Source organism: Microcoleus anatoxicus, from assembly GCF_042465725.1.
GTDB lineage: Bacteria > Cyanobacteriota > Cyanobacteriia > Cyanobacteriales > Microcoleaceae > Microcoleus > Microcoleus anatoxicus.
In genome coordinates, this window is sequence record NZ_CP120853.1 from 6,048,693 (window position 1) to 6,066,566 (window position 17,874).

Genomic DNA, 17,874 nt, shown 5'->3' on the forward strand with positions numbered 1-17,874 from the left:
AAACTTAGCTAGAGAGCAGTTAAAGCATCGGCGAGTTTAACATGACCGCTATTAATTACTTTGGCTAACACACCGGTTTGTGCGTGACCGAATTCTTGTTGCAGTAAACTGAGTAGGGCAATGTCGCGATCGCCCGTTTCGGGATTCACTTCTATATTGACACAGCGACCAATTCGTGCTGTAACTTCAATTAGTGCGTTACCTAGTTGAAAATGTTGACCAATTAACTCAAATTCTGACCAAGGTGCCATACCTTCTAGGACAATATTCGGGCGAAATCGGGCTACATCAATGTGGCTACCGGCCCTTGCTGTTAATTGGTCTAGTGTTGCTTGACTGAGTAAAGAAATGTGTACGGGTTCTCTGTCAGGATAGCGAGTTTCGCCACTGCTATTTCCTGCTAAATACAAAGGTGAGCGTTGCGGGTGTCTGGCTTCCTTTGTGGGTTCAATGGTGGCTAGATATTCGCTAAAAAAGCTGCTAATGCGATCGCGCCCCGCTGCTGTATTTGTTGCTGCTGTTAATACTTCAACTCCTTGATGCTTAACTGTTAAAACTGCTGTTTCTGGTTCATACTCACAGGATAGGGCTGCTAAAGCCGGCCAATCGTTTTGGACAGCAAAATGTTTTTTACTCATCCAAGGCAAATTTTCCGTGAGGTTTTTGTCCGTTTCAATATAATCTGCAAAGATTAAGGCAAAAGCTCGATCGCCCTTAATGCCGTGTCCTGATGTTAAGTCCAACTCTGACATTGGTTGCGGTGTCAGACCTTTGATGGGGTAAGTAAATAATTGTTTTATGGTTGGTGTTGTCATCTTGTTAAGACCAGGTAAATTCAACTATGAGGAAAAAAATGGGTTACTAACAGGAATAAATTAGATTTCAACAGTCGCTCAAGCTAGCAATTCATAGCGACGGATATCTGGCGGTGCAACTGCTAAACCTTCTAATTTCATGACAGCGGCTTGAATGTGATTTGAAGCCAGATGTAGTTCCAGTAAATCGGAGCTTTCCCACTCTTCAACAAAGGTAAAATCGGTGGGGTCTGCCTGATTTTGTAGCAGTTCGTATTTGATGCAGCCCGGTTCTTGGTGAGTTGGCTCCATAATGCTCAGTAACAGGGATTTAAGTTCGGCTACTTTTTCGGGAAAGGCGACGAGGCGTGCGACTACTCGCAAGGTTGGTTGTGACATAGGAGCTAGAAAAAAAGAGAAGTACAAATAATCTGATTTTACTCAACATAACCCAAAAAGGTCAATGGATTTGAGATTTTAAATTTGAGATTTATACCAATTTTTTATGAGGCTGCACATATCTCGATCCCCCCTAGCCCCCCTTAAGAAGGGGGGGACTGGAAGCTTCTTGAAATCCCCCTTTTTTCCCCCCTTGGGGGCAGGGCTGTTTCATTCTGGTGACAAATCATCGTTTTGTAGGGGTAGTGGATGGTGCGTGCCTACCCTCCCCGTCCACTTAATCTTTGGGATAAAAGCGCTTATTTTTGATAGAATATTCCCAGGCGATCGCCTCTGGGTCTTTTTCGCTGCTCCACTGGGGAAACTCTGGCTTGAGTTTCCACTTACCGATGGTGCTAGCGTGAACTTTAAATCTGCGGGATAGTTCCGTCTGGGTAAAAGATATTTTGGGATTGGTAGTGGCTGTTTTGGGCGAAATGGGGAATAAATCAGGACTTTTCATTGAGACTTTTTGCGGATTTGTTTCTGCTGCTTTGACAGGAATTTCTCCGATTTCCCCAGGAGTTGTTTCGGCTAGATTCCCAGTAGGAGCTATTTGGAAATAATACAAAATTCCGCCTTGCTCAGTCACTTCAAAATCTGCACCAAACTCAGAGGCGCGCTCGTCTAGATATTCTTGAACTTTGGCTCCAGGGAGTTTGGCATTCATTGCCAAATCCAAAGCAGTGACTCGCCCTTGATTTTCCTTGATTAATCGGTAAAAAACCGAGTCTAAATGAGCGATTTTTTGTTTTTGTTGCTGCTGGTACAGCTTGTAAGCCCAACCCATACCTGCGGCGGTGGCGATCGTCCAAAACATCCCTCCAGACTCAAAACTGGCAACCGCCGTTAAGGAAATAGGCAAAAGTAGGGTAAGATATCCCCAAATGTTACCTTTCTGTAGGTTATTGCTGTTTTTTACCATAGTTCCTAAATAGGGACGTAGTGAGGATTAATGTACTTTTTACCAAAACAAATTGCCATCATTCCGCTCGTTGCTGCTTGCTGTTTGTTAACTGTTAGTTGCCAAAAAGACAACCGAGTTGTCGAGTGTACTAAATTGACAGAAATTGTCACTAAAGGCAACGCACTGATTGAAACTAAAAAAGACAGCAACGATACAGGGACTACCAAGAACTTAGCTAAAGACTTAAACCAGACATCGAAAGAATTAGAGTCTGTGTCACTGACAGACACCAACCTCAAAGAATTTCAGAGTCAGTCAGTTAAATCGTTCCGGGAAATGGGTCAAGCAATTGGAGACATGGGCAAAGCTCTTGAGGCAGGAAATCGTGCTTCTACAAGTATAGAAGGTCGAGAGCAAATCCGAAAAGCTCAAGCAGATATTATCAAAGCTGGACAGCAGGCCAATGAAGCCGCAGCCACTCAAGATGCTGTGACTCAGAAACTGATTAATTACTGTAAGAGCAAAAGTCAATGATGGATTTCTAAATTCAAAATATATCGACCTAGTTGCACTTTTTCCGACCACAGTTCGTATTCTAATCGCAGGTGTTCCGGTTCCGGCTTTCCTGTGAGAATTAATTGGCGGGTGAAGTTGCGAAGCCGTAACTGTTCAGGAGTTACTAGGGAGTCTCCCTGAAGCCAATAACGACTCAGGCCGTACATCCCTCGCTCCCAGCAGTGACGGTAACTGTATTTGCCGTTTCCTTGCATAGTCATCACTACTCGATAGGGGGAAACTTCTAGCCACAGCAACCGCGGTTTTGTAGTAGTTGGTAAGATAGAAACTGGTTCGTTCGAGCCATCGCTAAATGTGCGATCGAGTATGGCTGGTTCGTGCAACAATAAGTGAAAGCGATCGGTGTCTTTTTGATACAGTGTACCAGCAGTTTCAACGACTGACCATAGGGGTAAATCTGTGGAGATCAGTGATAGACTTACAGGCTTGCGGTGATGCGTCAGCATAATAATAAAAAATCTAGAATTTGTGATGGAAGATCGAAGGATAGAAACCAGAAGATTTTGTCTGATACCTCAAAAATGTAACATGGGCGATCGCAAATCTCCAATTGTGTCGATCGTCATTCAAAAGTTAAAAGTTTGTAAGCTTACGTAAATACACGGATAGAGATTGTAAATTTTTCGTAATATTTGGTTTTTTTGTGTACATTACTGACTATTGACTAGGAAGACGCTAGGATAACTAACGCCATCTCATCACAGTTTATCTCAATGCAAGCTGCCATTATAACCACTACCCAAACCGGCGAAAGTCAAACTTTAAGCATTCAAAAACCCGCCTCTGGCTGGTCGCTACAAGGTCGGATTCGGATTCCGGGCGATAAATCAATTTCTCACCGAGCTTTGATGTTGGGTGCGATCGCCCACGGTGAAACAACTATTGAGGGCCTGCTGCTGGGAGAAGACCCCCGGAGCACTGCTAAATGTTTCTCACTCCTGGGAGCGAAAGTTTCGGAACTAAACACGGAGTTGGTCACAGTCGAGGGTGTGGGAATTGGTGCATTAGAGGAGCCTGTGGAAGTCTTGGATGCGGGTAATTCGGGCACGACGATGCGGCTGATGTTGGGGATTTTAGCCTCTCATCCAGGGCGTTTTTTTGCGGTGACGGGGGACAGTTCCCTGCGATCGCGCCCCATGTCCCGTGTCATTAAACCGCTGCAACAAATGGGAGCACAAATTTGGGGGCGACGCAATAATTCTCTAGCACCTTTAGCGGTACTTGGACAGCAATTAAAAGGGATTCACTACCATTCCCCCATCGCCTCGGCTCAAGTTAAATCTTGTATTCTACTGGCCGGTTTGATGGCGGAGGGAGAAACTACTGTTACTGAACCGGCTTTGTCACGAGATCATAGCGAACGGATGTTGCAAGCTTTTGGAGCCAAATTAACGGTAGATCCTGAAACTTGCAGCGTTACAGTAACAGGTTCTGCTCAACTCCAAGGGCAGAAAGTAATTGTACCAGGAGATATCAGTTCGGCGGCTTTTTGGTTAGTTGCTGGGGCGATCGTCCCTGGTTCCGAGTTAGTAGTGGAAAATGTCGGTGTCAACCCAACTCGTACAGGCATTTTGGAAGCTTTAGAAATGATGGGAGCTCACATTGAACTGCAAAATCAGCGGGTGGCGGCTGGGGAACCGGTAGCCGATATTTTGGTGAAGAGTTCCGCCCAGTTGCGGGGATGCACCATTGCTGGTGACTTAATTCCCCGACTGATTGACGAAATTCCGATTTTGGCAGTAGCGGCAACTTTTGCATCTGGTACAACCATTATTCGGGATGCGGCCGAGTTGCGAGTCAAAGAGAGCGATCGGCTAGCTGTGACTGCTGCGGAACTCAACCGCATGGGTGCTCAAATTACCGAGTTACCCGACGGTTTAGAAATTACCGGAGGAACTTCTTTGACCGGCGCTGATGTTGATAGTTACACAGACCATAGAATCGCGATGAGTTTAGCGATCGCAGCCCTGAATGCCAGGGGTACTACTAATATTCATCGAGCCGAAGCTGCGGCTATTTCCTACCCAGATTTTACCGCTACTTTGCAACAAATTTGCCATCCAAATTGACAAATAACCACTAACCACTCTCTTTAAGAATCTTTGCCGACAACTTGTTCTTTTAAAGATTCTATTTCTGCTAGCAATTCTTGGCGATCGGAAGCTTTGAGTAAATAGCGGTAAACAAACCAACCTGCATATCCAATGCCGATCAATTCAAAAGTTGGGGCTACCAAAGGCACCTCATTCAAAGCATTGAGTACAGCCAGGGTTACTTTGACACTTACGGCACCTGTCAAAATTAAACCCACGGTGACGATCGGCTTTTGATATTCGGCGAAAAAATTGGATATATAGGCTGGCAGTTCTGACAAAATAGTCAAAACTTGGTCTTTAATGTCTTGGAACTGTCCTGCGGTGGTTTCTGGAGTTTCGATTTTCGCGATCGCACCTGGTTTCTCAATTACCATGTCGATTTTGGTGACTTCAGTGATTGTTTTTGTTTCCTCGGCAAAATTATCTTGTGTCATTTGATACTTTCCTCACTTGTTAAGTTGTATTGCAACCTGAGAATTGCTGTCGTCTAATTATCCGGTAATTAGTACAGCAAAGTTTCACAAATTGCAAGTAAAAAGGACTGACGCAGAAACTCCTTTAATCCTGCTGACTCGGTTTCTGTGGGAGAAGTCTTGAATTACTTGATTTGACAAATCATCAAAAAACAGGTCGCTCTCTTGTTCGTAAACATCTAAGCCCAGGTATCCGATTTTACCAGACTTCAGTCCTTGAGTTACGGCTGTGGTGTCAATCAACTGACCGCGACTGGTATTAACCAGCATCACGCCTTCTTTCATCTGATGGACGGCTGCTGCGTCGATCAGGTGGTAGGTTTCTGGTAGCAGCGGACAATGGAGACTGACAATATCGGAAGTAGCAAATAGTTCTGGAAGCGAGAGATATTCCATCCCCATCCCTAGACAATCCGGGTTTTGGGAAACATCGTATCCTGTGAGGCGACATCCAAATCCGTGCAGAATTTTGGCGGTAAGTGCGCCAATTTTCCCAGTACCAACGATTCCGACAGTTCGTCCGTGAAGATCGAAGCCCAACAGCCCTTCTAGGGCGAAATTGTTTTCCCGGACGCGGTTGTAGGCGCGGTGGATTTTGCGGTTGAGGGATAAAATCAGGGCGACGGCGTGTGAGGCGACGGAAAAGGGAGAATAGGCGGGTAATCTCAGGAGAGTAAATTCTAAGTCGCGGGCTGCTGCTAAATCGACGTGATTGAAGCCGGCGGATCTCAGGGCGATTAAGCGGACACCTGTTTGGGCGATCGGAATCCCCACACTATACCGCCTCGGTTAGTGTGGGATGAAAGGCGTGTGAGGTGAGGATTCCATCTGTTCACAATCTCAAAGCATAGCTTTGAGGAGTGGGCGGATGGATGACGAGACCAACAAATCCTGGTAAAATAATACTAACAAAAAACGGCAATTCAATGAAGGCGACATATCAGTACAAGTTCTATCCCGACACTAATCAAAAGCTAGCTCTCAACCAATGGCTCAGAATTTGCCGTTATTGGTACAATCGCCAATTGGGAGATCGTTTTGATTGGTGGGAAATGAACCGTACTGCTATCAATGCTTGTCCCTTAAAAACCAGTATTGCGGCTCCCAGAGAAAAGCCTAACTACTACTGCCAAAAACAACAGTTACCCATTCTCAAAAAAGATTTGGTTAAAGTCTTTCATAGTGGTGAGTTATTAGACTTTAAGCAAGTCGATTCAACGATTCTGCAAGACGTTTCCAAACGAGTCGAACGAGCTTTTGAGAGGTTTATTGTCGGTGACAGCAAAGGTGGGCGATCGGGTAGACCCAGATTCAAAACTGAAGCCGACTACCGAACAATGACTTTGGCAACGGCTAGGGACGATTGGATTAAATTAATTCGCAAGAATTGGATTTACATTCGATTGCCAAAACTAGGGGTAATAAAGGTGCGGATGCACCGTGTCATCCCCGATGGTTTAACCATTAAACAAGTGAGTGTCACTAGGAAAGCCGACGGTTGGTTCCTCCAATTAATACTTGAAGACACTTCTGTGCCTGAATTGACACCGGATAAAATTGCTCCCACTTGGGAGAATTCAATCGGTTTAGATGCAGTGTTACACGAAGATGTTTATCTAGCGACATCTGAGGGTGAGAAATTACCTTCCCTCAAGCCACTCCGAAAGAATCAAGCTAAATTAGACCGCATTTCCCTGAAGCGGAATCAACGAAAAAGAAGGTCTAAAGCCCGACGAAAGTTGGCAAAAAAAGAGGCGAGACAGCATCAAAAGATTGCACGTTCTCGCCAAGACTTTCATTATAAAACAGCTCACAAATTAGTCAGAACGGGAGCTAAGTTCTTCTTCCATGAAGACTTAAACCTCAAAGGTTTAACTAAAAGAAACAAGGTTAAACAAGATGAGGATGGGAAATATTTACCCAATGGGCAATCCGCTAAATCTGGATTGAATAAATCCTGGCTGGATGCAGCTTTTGGGCAATTTTTTACGACGCTGAGCTACATAGGAGAAAAAACTGGGGCAGTCGTCGTTTCACAAAAACCTGCTTACACCTCAATGCTTCTGTGTTATCGGAATGAAATGGTTTTCACCGACTGCAATATTCGAGAGTATTGGGATGAGCAAAATTCTTTGATGGTAGATCGCGATCTTAATGCTGCGATTAACCTAAAAAGACTGGGGTTGGACATTTTCCCCAGTATAAAACGCCCTAGTGGGAATCTTTCTATAGTAGGAACTATGGATAAAGCGTACCAGAAGGAAATCTTACATACCCTTCATCGGGCTGTTAAGAAGCCCACATCATAATCTGTACTCAGATTTGATGTGGGAGTATGTCACTGTTTTGGCATCTAATTGGTCGTTGACGAAGGCGCAGATAGCGGGTAATCCTGTCGCCAAAACGCTTGTTTCCATGGTTAGACGCGGTTCAAAAAAAACTAAGTCGTGTTGGTCATCGACATTGGCTGCTTCCAGAAATGTGCGATCGTAGGATTTGGTACTGAATACGCCGACTTTCATGATTTTTGCCCGAAATTATGGGAATATTTAGCAATTTTTTCCAAATTAACTGTACACCAGAAATTATACAATTAGCAAATTTGAATTATGTATTTTAAGAGCAACTAAAAAAAATGTTATAATATTATGTTTCGATTCAAATTCGAGTGTTTTTTTTGCCCGCTTGAGGGATAATTTTGGCATGAGTTACGTATTTGGCATAGATGGCGGTGGTACTAAGACTATTTGTCTGTTGATGGATGAAAATCAGGTGGTTTTGGGGCGCGGCGAAGCAGGGCCATCAAATTATCAAACACTGGGAATTGAGTCAGCCAAACAATCGATTCAATTGGCGATCGAACAAGCTGTAATTTCCGCTAACATCAACCCCGATAGCCATCTAAAAATAGAAGCAATTTGTCTGGGATTAGCAGGAGTCGGACGTCCGAAAGACGTGGAAATCCTGCAATTTTTAGTACAGAACTTGCAGTTGACTCCTAATTTACCCGTTACTCGGTCTTTCGGGCCCAGAAATATTATAATTTCTAGCGATAGCGCGATCGCACTGGTGGGCGGTACGGGCCATCCAGTCGGTCTAGTCGTGATTTCCGGTACAGGATCGATTGTTTATGGACAAAACCGCCACGGAAAAACTAAACGAGTCGGGGGTTGGGGATATATTTTAGGGGATGAAGGTAGCGCCTACAACATCGCCATTCAGGGTTTGCAAGCTGCTTTGAGGTTCTACGATGGACGGCAAGTTTATACCACACTTGCAGAGAATTTTCAAATACATTTAGGCCTAAAAAATCTGGAAGACTTGGTAGAAGTCGTTTACCGACGCGGTTGGGGAGTGAAGGAAATTGCTGCTTTAGCACCCATTGTCGATCGCGCCGCCACAGAGGGCGATCGTATAGCTGAGGGCATTATGGATAGTGCAGTGGCGGAATTAGTTTTAGCGACAAAAACAGTAATTTCAGGGCTGTTTAACCAAACAGAAGAATTTGAAATTGTCCTAATCGGAGGTGTGTGGGGTGGCGATGGAAATTGCCAGAGTCGGTTTGAAACTGCTATAAGTGCGATCGCCCCTAACGCCCAAGTAATTGCACCCCGACATGAACCAGCTTTTGGTGCCGGCTTGTTAGCCTTAAATACTCTTAACCATTGAATGTTGAGTCTTGAGTGTATCTTCCTTATCTTCCCAAACTTCTAAAATTTCCTGAGTCGATCGATTTTTTGAATTTTTAAAACTTTTGATTATCTACCTTATCTTCCCAACTTGAGGAATTCCCACCTGTCATCATTAAACTATCAAAGGAACGGGAAATCAGAAAAAGTTTAGCAGTTGTGCATTACCAAGTAAAGCAAAACCGAAGCAAGGAGACAATTTATATGATTACTTCTCAAACATTGCGATCGACCACCGCAGCCATCCTCGCCCTAGGAATTACCCTAGGAACCAGTGTCCCACTGGTGGTAGCTACTCCCGCCACCGCCCAAAGATACTCCCAATTGGATAGTAGTATCAGAATTCCAGCAGGCAGTGTAATTCCAGTGAGCTATGAAAAAGATAAAATTGTGGTAACACCCGATGAAACCGCACCTTTAACTTTAAGAGTAGCACGAGACATCCGCACGGCTCAAGGTAGAGTTTTAATCCCCGCAGGTAGTGAAATTGTCGGTCAACTGCAACCTGCTAGAAGGGGTAATCAAAAGGGTACTCAATTTGTGGCTACAGAACTAATTGTTAACCGCCGCCAACGCTATCGGATTGATGGAAATTCTGGCATTATTACCAGAACCGAAAAAGTTCAAAAAGGTGCTAACGGAGGTTCCGTCGCCCAAGGTGCAGCATTGGGCGCCGCCGCCGCCGCCGCCCTGGCTGGGATTACCGGCGACAAAGCCATCGCCACTGAAGAAGTATTGGGTGGTGCTGGGATCGGTGCTTTAGCGGGGGTATTGTTCGGGCGACGCAGTGTGGATGTGATAGTGATTCGCCCGGAAACAGATTTGGGAATCAGATTGCGATCGGATATCGTCTTGCGCTAAAATCAAACTCTTTCTAATTTCTTTTGGTGTGGGCTTCTTGGCTGCCCAAAAAAGCAATTTAGATGGGTTAAATCCTAGCAGTTTTTAGTGGTAAAACATTGTCGATCGCAAATTTATTATCTCCCGAACATTGGCTAGGCATACTATTCAGGTTATGCCTAGCCTTATTAGTTGGTGGAATTATTGGGTGGGAACTTGAAATACTCACCCCCGCTAAAGCAGCGGTGATTCTTGACGCTTCATCGGGTCTTGCTACCGAGGTAGTCTCACAGTCCCTCTGCGCCCGTTTAAAGTCGTGGCGATTTCCCATCCCGACTTGAGCTATATTCCTAGCTGCATTTTCATCTCTATCTTGCTCGGTGCCGCAACTTAAGCAAAGTACCGAGCGGATAGATAAATCGATTTTACCCCACTTAAACCCACAGTCTGAACATATCTGGCTAGTAGGTTCCCATCGGCTGATGACCTTAAACTCTCTGCCAAACTTCTCTGATTTAGCCTCGCAAAGCGTTCGGAATTCGTACCATCCTTGCTGGCTAATAGCCCTCGAAAGTTTCCGATTCTTGACCAGGCCGGAAACGTTTAAATCTTCCAAAACAATCACTTGGTTTTCGTTGATTACTTTGGTTGACAGTTTGTGCAGAAAGTCTTTTCGGCTGTCACCAATCTGATTGTGCAACTTGGCAATTCTCATGCGAGTCACATTCCGTCTTTTGGAATCTTTTGGTTGACGAGCCAACTTGCGTTGTAATTTACAAACTTTCCGGTCTAGCTTTTTATAGCTAGGACTTTCGGCTTTTTCGCCATTGCTCATCACCGCAAAGGTTTTAATCCCTAAGTCGATACCGATGCTGGGGTTTTTAGCTTCAGTCTGAATTGGTTGAATCTCTACAACAAAGCTCAGGAAATAGCGGTTTGCACAGTCCTTAATTACCGTGACCGAACTAGGTTCAGATGGTAGCTTTCTCGACCTGATGGGATTGACAATTCCAATCTTGGCTAAATAAACTCCATCACCTTTGATTGAAAATCCGCCAACCCGAAAACGTGCCGACTGGCTGTTGGTTCTTTTTTTGAACTTAGGATATCCGACCTTAGACCCCTTTCTCTTTCCTTTGCATGAGTTGAAAAAGTTCTTAAAAGCAACATCTAAATCGGCAACTGATTGTTGTAGTGGGATGCACGACACATCCCCTAGCCAAGCCCTTTCTTCAGTATTCTTGGCTTGGGTAATGACGATTTTTTGCAAATCTGCCGAACTTGGTTTCTTGTCAGACTGTTTGCACAGGGCAAGAGCATCGTTCCAGACTACGCGCACACAGCCGAACATTTGAGCTAGGCTATGCTGCTGTTGGCTGCTTGGGTAAAATCTGTAGCGATATCTTGCTTTCATTGCTTGTGCTAGAATTGGTCTGCAACTAAATAATATCAAAGAATATATTAGAAATCAAGAAAAGCCGTCAAGCGAAGGACGGGGCTTGTATCCCATTTTTTTGGTCAACTCCGACACAAACCAGCCGGCTTGAGAACACATATGTTAGTCAGTATGGGTTCTGCACTGTTTGTTTTAATCCCCTTAGCACTTGGTAAAAATGAAAATGTACGAGATGCCATAGAGCGTGTAATTCAAGGTATTGCCGCCGGGGTTGGCTTTTTGGGAGGGGGAGAAATCCTGCGATAATCTAAACAAGAAATAGGTGAAGTAGAAGTTCACGGACTCACATCCGCGGCCGCTATTTGGGTGTCCGCAGCTTTGGGGAGTGCGGCAGGCTGTGGCTTGTGGGAACTTGCCTTAATAGGCGCTTTACTATCGCTGTTCGTTCTGAGGTTTATTAAAAAACTAGAACGCCACAAATAGCACTAAAACATATCTCAAAAAAACAGGTTTGTCCGTCCCTAGGTGTCTATTGGTTGTGAAAAAAACTGCATATCATTTGACCAGAATATTTTTGACCAAACGGCACAAGTTTACCATCTTTTTTTACAGTGCTGCGACTACGACAGTTGTAAATTTCCCTAGGCTTTTTCACTCCATCAATACTCAAAATAGCCCTGTATTCCCAATAGTTTTTGGCGCTGCGTTTGAGATCGATAATACAAATCTGCTGTCCGTTGTAATTGCGGCATACAGATGCCTTAGCTGGCAGCGCGACCCAGAAAAATAATATTAATAAAAGGACAAAGGCAACACATTTCACGATTTAGTCTCTATGCTAGGGCATCACCTCTATCCTACAACATCGTAGAATAACTGTACGAGACCGGAACTGTAGGTTTGACATCCAGTTAGCTGCAAATTTGTAGCAGTTGTGGGAGTGGCAAATAAAGGAATGCCTTCGCCCAAAACAATTGGATGGACCGAAAGAATCAGCTCGTTTATCAATTTTTTTTCCAGACAATTGCGAATCAGTAGAGAGCCTCCAACTAACCAAATATTTTTGCCCTCAAGCCGTCGCAACTCCTTGACAAGATTATCTACATCTGCTACAGGAGTGACATCATGTTCTGTTTGAAAATTAATATTCTTAGTTAAAACATAACTCTTTTTTTCCTGATAGGGATACTCGCCAAAAGTTAAAACTTGCTCGTAAGTTTTTCGCCCCATGAGAATTGTATCGATGCTATTTAAAAAATCAGTATAACCATAGTTTTGGTCAGTAAACAGCCAGTCAATCTCGCCCTGGCGTCTGGCGATATAACCGTCTAAACTAGATGCAATGAATAGTATAATTTTACGCATGACTATACCGAACTCTATATAAATATTATAGCGGTTTTGTGTTCTTCCACACCATAACCTCCCTGTGATTAACAAAATATTGGACATATACTACAAGGTAAGTTAATATAAAGATTGAGACATTATTCATTTTAATCGAAATTACTTGTAGCCCAAGAGTTGCCGTTGAAAAAGGAAGCTACTTATTTATGAAAAAAATTAACCGTGTTGCAGTGATTGGAGGGACCCACGGCAACGAACTCACAGGAATTTACCTAGTGAATAAATTTGAGCGATCGCCCAATTTAATAGCACGCTCGAATTTTAAAACTGTTGCCATGCTAGCCAATCCCAAAGCGTGCAAAATTGGCAAACGTTACATCGATATCGACCTCAATCGTTGTTTTTTACGACAGGATTTAGAAAATTATCATCTCTCGACTTACGAAGCACTACGAGCCAAAGAAATCTACCAAATGTTTGGCTCAAACAATACGGATAATCCCGATTTAATTATCGATTTGCACAATACCACCGCCAACATGGGTATCACATTTATTCTGGATAGCCAGCATCCATTTAATCTGGAGTTAACTGCTCATTTAACATCTGTTGCTCCCAACATTAAGGTACTGGTTTCGGGAAGACACAATCAAGATAGCTCTGTGTTGCGATCGATTTCCCCGTTAGGATTTACCCTGGAAGTTGGTCCGGTGGCTCAAGGGATATTGGATGGCAGTTTATTTCAGCAAACTGAGGAGATTATTGGCACAATTTTAGACTATGTAGAACTATATAATCAGGGAAAAATCCCTCCCGCAGAAAATCCCCTCACAATTTATGAAAAAATTCAGACTATCGACTATCCCAGAAATGAGTTGGGAGAAATTCAGGCAATGATTCATCCTCGACTGCAATTCAGAGATTATCAACCGCTGCATCCAGGCGATCCGATGTTTTTGACCTTTGACGGCGATGAGATTTTATATGAAGGTATATCGACGGTATATCCAGTGTTTATTAACGAAGCTGCTTACTACGAGAAAGGGATTGCGATGTATTTAACTCAAAAGCAAAGGGTTGGTTATTAGTTATTTGTTATGAGTTATTGATGATTGCTCATCGGTAATTTATTGAGAGGAATTTTGGTCAAAAAATTCTTCTGTAGAAGCAGGAAATGATGAGCGAGATTGTTTCCATACTTCCAGACTCATAATGCAGGCTATCAGCCACACCAAACCAGCCGTATAACCTGCAATGATATCCGTAGGCCAGTGAACTCCTAGATAAAGCCGACTCAAACCAATAACCGCAACTAATAGAATTGTTAAAATGTAAATCCACCAGCGCTGTTTCGGAAAGCGGGAGCCCAAAAAATATCCTAGCAAACCATAAATAACCATTGACACCATCGCGTGTCCGCTAGGAAAACTGTAAAATCTAACGTCTACTGCACGCTCCCAAAGTTGAGGCCGAGCGCGAGCAAAAACTTTTTTTAACAGTAGGTTTAAACCCACCGCTCCGGCACCAGCCATAGCAATAGTGGTGGCTTCGGATCGATGTTGGATAGTCCACAAAATAATCACCAAACTCACACACAGCGCTAGTAACAAATTCGGTTCCCCCAAAAATGTAAAGCCGATCATTATTCGATCGCGCAGTGGAGTGTGCAATTCCTTCAGAGTGAGTAAGATAGAGGTATCGAAAGCATAAGTTTCTTTTTCCAGAACTTCCTTGGCGAGGGTGGCAAATCCCCACAGCGCCAAACCAGCGATAGCAAGTCCGGCCAACCGAATGATTGAAATGAGCGATCGAATTCTAGAGCGCATTCATTTAACTAATTAAAAATCACTAATCCCAGATAGACAATAATACAACAAATCTAGGAAACGAAAATACCCGATCGACCGTCTATATTCTCGATTCACTATATTTTGAACAATTAATTGATTTTTGGGACTACCCACCTCAGCTTTTAGCAACCATCGGCCAATGACTTTACTCTCAAACAAACAGATTTCGGCAATTTTCCTGGCTTTGGGGTTGACAACTATCTCTAGCTGTGGTATGCAAAACGCAGTCAATACATCCCTAATCGCAGCCAACACCATCGCCCAAAATCTAGTCTCCACCGCAGTGGCCCAAAAGCCCAACATTCCCCAATTTGGTCAACCCATCGACTGTACCCTGGGCAAAGATTGCTTTATTTTGCAGTATTTCGATCGCGATCCGAGCCCAGCCGCCGTTGATTTTGGGTGCGGACGCCAAACCTACAACGGCCACGATGGTACGGACTTCGGCATTCCCGACGCCAAAGCAATGGCAAAAGGAGTCCCAGTTATCGCCTCCGCCGCCGGCAAAGTTTTGCGGGTGCGAGATGGTGTGGTAGATAAACGTTTAGAGAACGATACAGACAAAACCAACGTCGCAGGTACTGAATGTGGGAACGGCATGGTAATCGATCACGGTGGCGGTTGGGAAGCCCAATATTGCCATCTCCGCCAAGGTAGTGTGGCCGTCAAACCAGGGGCGCAAGTTGCCAAAGGCGCTGTGCTGGGGATGGTGGGAAACTCTGGGATGGCGTCTTTTCCCCACGTACACATCACTTTTCGCTATCAAGGTAAAGCTGTAGATCCCTTTGTTGGCGCCGATGCTAAATTGGGCTGCAATATTGCCAGAAATCCAATTTGGGATCGGCCTGTGGACTATACTCCTACAGGTTTAATTCGCGCCGGTTTTGCGGGCAAGTCACCGGACGAAAACGCTCTTTGGCAAGGACAATTTTCCGAAACTAAACTACCTCTAAATAGCTCTGCTTTGTTATTTTGGGTCCATAGTTATGGAGTCCTAAAAGGCGATCGGGAACAATATCAACTATTTGCTCCCAATGGTCAAACCATCGTCAACACCACCAACGAAATCAAAGCCCCCAGTCGCACTTGGTTGGGTTTTGTCGGCAAAAGAAATAGTCCCACTTCTCCTCTGACTCCCGGAGTTTGGCGGGCGGAATATCGCTTAATGCGGGGCGATCGAGTTTTGACGCAAGTGAATAGAGAAGTCGAATTGCGTTAAGTAGAAGTCATATCAAATTTCCCAGGTAGAAGCGCTTTTTCACTACCTCCGCAACCTGACTAATTATCAAAAATTTCAGGATTTAGATAAATTATGCGATCGCGTCCTTCTAGTTTAGCTTGGTAGAGCGATCGATCTGCTTCCCCAATCAGCCACTCCACAGATAGTTCAGCACTAGGAACTGCACTAGCTATCCCCATACTGGCAGTTACAAACTGACTTACCTTGGAGAGTTGGTGAGGAATTGCCTCCATTTTCAAATCGTTGCGAATAGATTCCGCTACCCGCATTGCTCCTTTAGCGTCAGTCTGGGACAAAATTACTGCAAATTCTTCACCACCGTACCTAGCAGATAAATCGCCTCCGCGATGAGCATTACGCTCTAAAATTTCCGCCACTTTTTTTAAACATTCATCTCCGCCTTGATGCCCGTAATGGTCGTTATAAAGTTTAAAAAAATCTATATCCAACAAAATCAAAGCTAGGGGTTCTTGATTTCTGGCCATCCGCAACCATTCCGACTGTAATGTTTTGTCAAAACAGCGACGATTAGCAATCTGAGTCAAACCATCTACAGAGGCGAGTCGCTGTAGGGCCCGGTTAGCAGCTTCTAACTCTAATTTAGTCTTTTCTAGGGCTAAATTTTGCTGAACCAATTTTTTACTTTGGCGTTTTTCCTGTTCGTATAACAGTCTGATGGAAGCTTCGGCTTCTTGCAGTTCTTTTTCGGCATATTTGCGCTTGACAAACTGTCCCAATTGGGAACCAATGGCGGCCATCATCTGAAGTAAGTCTTCATCTGATGGCTGTTTCTTTTGACAAAAAAAAGTCATTACTCCTACAATTTGACCACTAGCACGAATTGGGAAACCAAAAGCCGAAGTTAGTTTGGCTTTTGATGCTAAGTGGGATCTCATAAAATTGCCATCTTTGAGAATATCAGTAATCCACTGCGGATAACCAGTGTTCCAAACCACTCCGGGTAAGCCCACACCAGGAGGGAGAGTTATCTGCTGACAATTTTCCACAAACTCGCCGACATCTGTACCCCGCCACCATACTCCCACTCGCAGTAGAAACGGCACTTTTTCCACAGGAGTGTCTGGTGTTGCAAACAAAAATCTGACTTTTTGCTGTGGATTTTCCCCATCTAATTTAGTCTCTTTTTCATCCACAGGCGTCCACAGTTCACCAAGATCCCATCCTAAACTTTCACAGATAGCTTGCAAAATTTTCGGAGTCGCACTCTCTAAAGTACCAGATTCTGACATGATTCTAGCTACTGCATACTGTGCTGCTTGACGCTTTTTTGTTCGTTGTTGTTCGGTAATATCTCTGCCAATATAGACAAAATCTTGTAGGGTTTCACTTGCTGAATGTTTGCTTTCTACCCTGGTCTCGATGGTAGAGCAGGAAAAAGCCACTGTCAAGCTTAAAGCTGCTTTAGTTTGGCATATTACTTTCACCTGATGCCACGATTCGTTTTTAAGTTCCGCAGGTAACTGACTTACTTGACGTAATAATTCTTCGTTGGCCGTAATCATTGAAATTGGTTTACCAATTAATTCTGCTTCGGTGTATCCAAATAATAATTGGGTAGATTTATTAACTTTTTTTATTTTTCCCGATGCTGTTGTCACTAACAAAATATCATTGATTGAATTCAGAATCTGTTCAATATAATCGCGGGATGTAGCTAGATTAGTAACTTCGATGCTGCTTTCATTTACTGATTGCACCATGATTTGCTGCATACTGGTACTATCTGTTACGTCTTCGCATAAAATAATTAATCTCTCAGGTTTAAAATTTTCTTTATAACCAAAAACATACAAATCTAGATACAAAATAGATCCATCTGTTGAAATTCTGGTGATTGATTTTAGTTGAAAATTTGGCTGTTTTTGTTCAAGAATATCATCGAGGATTTCTTCGATGCCGATTAGTTCGGGAAAACTATCACGCACATCTTTTCCTTGTTCGATTCCCTCTGGAATTTCAGCAAATTCTTGGACGTTCAAAGATGCTTCTTGAATTTTAAGCTCTCGATCTACTGCGAGGTATTCAATGCGACGCAATGATAACAACTTGTCAAGAAGATTGTTAACACTTCTGGGGGTGATATGTACGCTTAATTTAGGTTGCATTTCGTTATGTTTGAGTATCTATTTCCAAGGTGGGATGGGGATTTATTTGGGGTCGAACGGCTACTTTATTTATGCCATTTTTACGATAACTCAATGTTTATG

17 protein-coding genes and 2 pseudogenes are annotated in these 17,874 nt (G+C 43.7%); 8 read left to right on the plus strand and 11 right to left on the minus strand.

What is annotated here, in order from left to right; translation table 11 throughout:
* Positions 1-8: 8 nt before the first annotated feature.
* From P2A85_RS26285 to P2A85_RS26295, 3 genes are all read right to left on the minus strand, one after another.
* On the minus strand, positions 9-815 hold the full coding sequence (locus P2A85_RS26285; RefSeq protein WP_377476269.1) for an MOSC domain-containing protein: 807 nt from the start codon (positions 813-815) through the stop codon (positions 9-11).
* 78 nt (positions 816-893) lie between these two features.
* A complete protein-coding gene (locus P2A85_RS26290) occupies positions 894-1,193 on the minus strand; it encodes a putative quinol monooxygenase (RefSeq protein ID WP_377476270.1) in 300 nt (99 codons plus the stop codon).
* A gap of 277 nt (positions 1,194-1,470) precedes the next feature.
* Positions 1,471-2,157 carry a hypothetical protein gene (locus P2A85_RS26295; RefSeq protein ID WP_377476272.1) on the minus strand — a complete coding sequence of 229 codons (687 nt, stop codon included), beginning with the start codon at positions 2,155-2,157 and terminating at the stop codon, positions 1,471-1,473.
* Between the two features lie 30 nt (positions 2,158-2,187).
* Here P2A85_RS26295 and P2A85_RS26300 point away from each other — a divergent pair, with 30 nt between their 5' ends.
* Complete coding sequence (locus tag P2A85_RS26300; protein WP_377476274.1) at positions 2,188-2,673, plus strand: hypothetical protein; 486 nt, start codon at positions 2,188-2,190, stop codon at positions 2,671-2,673.
* Here the strand turns inward: P2A85_RS26300 and P2A85_RS26305 are convergent.
* Positions 2,667-3,161: a hypothetical protein gene (locus P2A85_RS26305; protein WP_377476276.1), complete on the minus strand. Its 495-nt coding sequence runs from the start codon at positions 3,159-3,161 to the stop codon at positions 2,667-2,669. The genes P2A85_RS26300 and P2A85_RS26305 overlap by 7 nt on opposite strands.
* A 267-nt stretch (positions 3,162-3,428) precedes the next feature.
* Between P2A85_RS26305 and aroA the strand changes: the two genes are divergently transcribed.
* Positions 3,429-4,784: a 3-phosphoshikimate 1-carboxyvinyltransferase gene (aroA, locus tag P2A85_RS26310; RefSeq protein WP_377476278.1), complete on the plus strand. Its 1,356-nt coding sequence runs from the start codon at positions 3,429-3,431 to the stop codon at positions 4,782-4,784.
* A 23-nt stretch (positions 4,785-4,807) separates the two neighbouring features.
* Here the strand turns inward: aroA and P2A85_RS26315 are convergent, their stop codons facing one another.
* Positions 4,808-5,245, minus strand: coding sequence for a CAAD domain-containing protein (locus P2A85_RS26315; RefSeq protein ID WP_377476280.1), 438 nt, complete (start codon positions 5,243-5,245; stop codon positions 4,808-4,810).
* Positions 5,246-5,313: 68 nt separating this feature from the next.
* Positions 5,314-6,046, minus strand: a pseudogene (locus tag P2A85_RS26320) (NAD(P)-dependent oxidoreductase); the annotation flags it as partial.
* Between the two features lie 110 nt (positions 6,047-6,156).
* On the opposite strand from P2A85_RS26320, the gene P2A85_RS26325 reads away from it, so the two are divergent.
* Positions 6,157-7,593: an RNA-guided endonuclease InsQ/TnpB family protein gene (locus P2A85_RS26325; RefSeq protein ID WP_377476282.1), complete on the plus strand. Its 1,437-nt coding sequence runs from the start codon at positions 6,157-6,159 to the stop codon at positions 7,591-7,593.
* On the opposite strand, the gene P2A85_RS26330 is transcribed toward P2A85_RS26325, so the two are convergent.
* Positions 7,588-7,806, minus strand: a complete 219-nt coding sequence (locus tag P2A85_RS26330; protein ID WP_377476284.1) for a hypothetical protein — start codon at positions 7,804-7,806, stop codon at positions 7,588-7,590. The genes P2A85_RS26325 and P2A85_RS26330 overlap by 6 nt on opposite strands.
* A 181-nt stretch (positions 7,807-7,987) precedes the next feature.
* Between P2A85_RS26330 and P2A85_RS26335 the strand changes: the two genes are divergently transcribed.
* Together P2A85_RS26335 and P2A85_RS26340 are read left to right on the plus strand one after the other, a co-directional pair.
* Positions 7,988-8,953, plus strand: coding sequence for an N-acetylglucosamine kinase (locus P2A85_RS26335; RefSeq protein ID WP_377476286.1), 966 nt, complete (start codon positions 7,988-7,990; stop codon positions 8,951-8,953).
* A gap of 224 nt (positions 8,954-9,177) precedes the next feature.
* The gene (locus tag P2A85_RS26340; RefSeq protein WP_377476288.1) at positions 9,178-9,834 is read left to right on the plus strand and encodes a hypothetical protein; all 657 of its coding nucleotides are present in this window, start codon (positions 9,178-9,180) and stop codon (positions 9,832-9,834) included.
* A gap of 67 nt (positions 9,835-9,901) precedes the next feature.
* Here the strand turns inward: P2A85_RS26340 and P2A85_RS26345 are convergent, their stop codons facing one another.
* A complete protein-coding gene (locus tag P2A85_RS26345; RefSeq protein ID WP_377476290.1) occupies positions 9,902-11,227 on the minus strand; it encodes an RNA-guided endonuclease InsQ/TnpB family protein in 1,326 nt (441 codons plus the stop codon).
* A 117-nt stretch (positions 11,228-11,344) separates the two neighbouring features.
* Here P2A85_RS26345 and P2A85_RS26350 point away from each other — a divergent pair.
* A pseudogene (locus tag P2A85_RS26350) lies at positions 11,345-11,692 on the plus strand (MgtC/SapB family protein); the annotation flags it as partial.
* Positions 11,693-12,061: 369 nt separating this feature from the next.
* Here the strand turns inward: P2A85_RS26350 and P2A85_RS26355 are convergent.
* Entirely contained in the window at positions 12,062-12,574 is a 513-nt protein-coding gene (locus P2A85_RS26355) for a dihydrofolate reductase family protein (RefSeq protein ID WP_377476292.1), read from the minus strand.
* A 188-nt stretch (positions 12,575-12,762) separates the two neighbouring features.
* Here P2A85_RS26355 and P2A85_RS26360 point away from each other — a divergent pair, with 188 nt between their 5' ends.
* Positions 12,763-13,644 (plus strand): aspartoacylase, encoded by an 882-nt coding sequence (locus P2A85_RS26360; protein ID WP_377476294.1) that lies wholly within the window; start codon positions 12,763-12,765, stop codon positions 13,642-13,644.
* Between the two features lie 39 nt (positions 13,645-13,683).
* On the opposite strand, the gene P2A85_RS26365 is transcribed toward P2A85_RS26360, so the two are convergent.
* Entirely contained in the window at positions 13,684-14,382 is a 699-nt protein-coding gene (locus P2A85_RS26365; RefSeq protein ID WP_377476296.1) for a phosphatase PAP2 family protein, read from the minus strand.
* Between the two features lie 163 nt (positions 14,383-14,545).
* Between P2A85_RS26365 and P2A85_RS26370 the strand changes: the two genes are divergently transcribed.
* Entirely contained in the window at positions 14,546-15,625 is a 1,080-nt protein-coding gene (locus P2A85_RS26370; RefSeq protein WP_377476298.1) for a M23 family metallopeptidase, read from the plus strand.
* A 59-nt stretch (positions 15,626-15,684) separates the two neighbouring features.
* Here the strand turns inward: P2A85_RS26370 and P2A85_RS26375 are convergent, their stop codons facing one another.
* Positions 15,685-17,772: a diguanylate cyclase gene (locus P2A85_RS26375; RefSeq protein ID WP_377476300.1), complete on the minus strand. Its 2,088-nt coding sequence runs from the start codon at positions 17,770-17,772 to the stop codon at positions 15,685-15,687.
* Positions 17,773-17,874 lie beyond the last annotated feature (102 nt).

What these genes read in the sequence shown, in the direction of transcription:
- P2A85_RS26325 (WP_377476282.1), top strand. Translation starts at nt 6,157, where the DNA reads ATGACGAGACCAACAAATCCTGGTAAAATAATACTAACAAAAAACGGC.
- P2A85_RS26355 (WP_377476292.1), bottom strand. Translation starts at nt 12,574, where the DNA reads ATGCGTAAAATTATACTATTCATTGCATCTAGTTTAGACGGTTATATC.
- P2A85_RS26365 (WP_377476296.1), bottom strand. Translation starts at nt 14,382, where the DNA reads ATGCGCTCTAGAATTCGATCGCTCATTTCAATCATTCGGTTGGCCGGA.
- P2A85_RS26370 (WP_377476298.1), top strand. Translation starts at nt 14,546, where the DNA reads ATGACTTTACTCTCAAACAAACAGATTTCGGCAATTTTCCTGGCTTTG.
- P2A85_RS26375 (WP_377476300.1), bottom strand. Translation starts at nt 17,772, where the DNA reads ATGCAACCTAAATTAAGCGTACATATCACCCCCAGAAGTGTTAACAAT.
- P2A85_RS26295 (WP_377476272.1), bottom strand. Translation starts at nt 2,157, where the DNA reads ATGGTAAAAAACAGCAATAACCTACAGAAAGGTAACATTTGGGGATAT.
- P2A85_RS26360 (WP_377476294.1), top strand. Translation starts at nt 12,763, where the DNA reads ATGAAAAAAATTAACCGTGTTGCAGTGATTGGAGGGACCCACGGCAAC.
- P2A85_RS26335 (WP_377476286.1), top strand. Translation starts at nt 7,988, where the DNA reads ATGAGTTACGTATTTGGCATAGATGGCGGTGGTACTAAGACTATTTGT.
- P2A85_RS26290 (WP_377476270.1), bottom strand. Translation starts at nt 1,193, where the DNA reads ATGTCACAACCAACCTTGCGAGTAGTCGCACGCCTCGTCGCCTTTCCC.
- P2A85_RS26315 (WP_377476280.1), bottom strand. Translation starts at nt 5,245, where the DNA reads ATGACACAAGATAATTTTGCCGAGGAAACAAAAACAATCACTGAAGTC.
- P2A85_RS26305 (WP_377476276.1), bottom strand. Translation starts at nt 3,161, where the DNA reads ATGCTGACGCATCACCGCAAGCCTGTAAGTCTATCACTGATCTCCACA.
- aroA (WP_377476278.1), top strand. Translation starts at nt 3,429, where the DNA reads ATGCAAGCTGCCATTATAACCACTACCCAAACCGGCGAAAGTCAAACT.
- P2A85_RS26300 (WP_377476274.1), top strand. Translation starts at nt 2,188, where the DNA reads ATGTACTTTTTACCAAAACAAATTGCCATCATTCCGCTCGTTGCTGCT.
- P2A85_RS26345 (WP_377476290.1), bottom strand. Translation starts at nt 11,227, where the DNA reads ATGAAAGCAAGATATCGCTACAGATTTTACCCAAGCAGCCAACAGCAG.
- P2A85_RS26330 (WP_377476284.1), bottom strand. Translation starts at nt 7,806, where the DNA reads ATGAAAGTCGGCGTATTCAGTACCAAATCCTACGATCGCACATTTCTG.
- P2A85_RS26340 (WP_377476288.1), top strand. Translation starts at nt 9,178, where the DNA reads ATGATTACTTCTCAAACATTGCGATCGACCACCGCAGCCATCCTCGCC.
- P2A85_RS26285 (WP_377476269.1), bottom strand. Translation starts at nt 815, where the DNA reads ATGACAACACCAACCATAAAACAATTATTTACTTACCCCATCAAAGGT.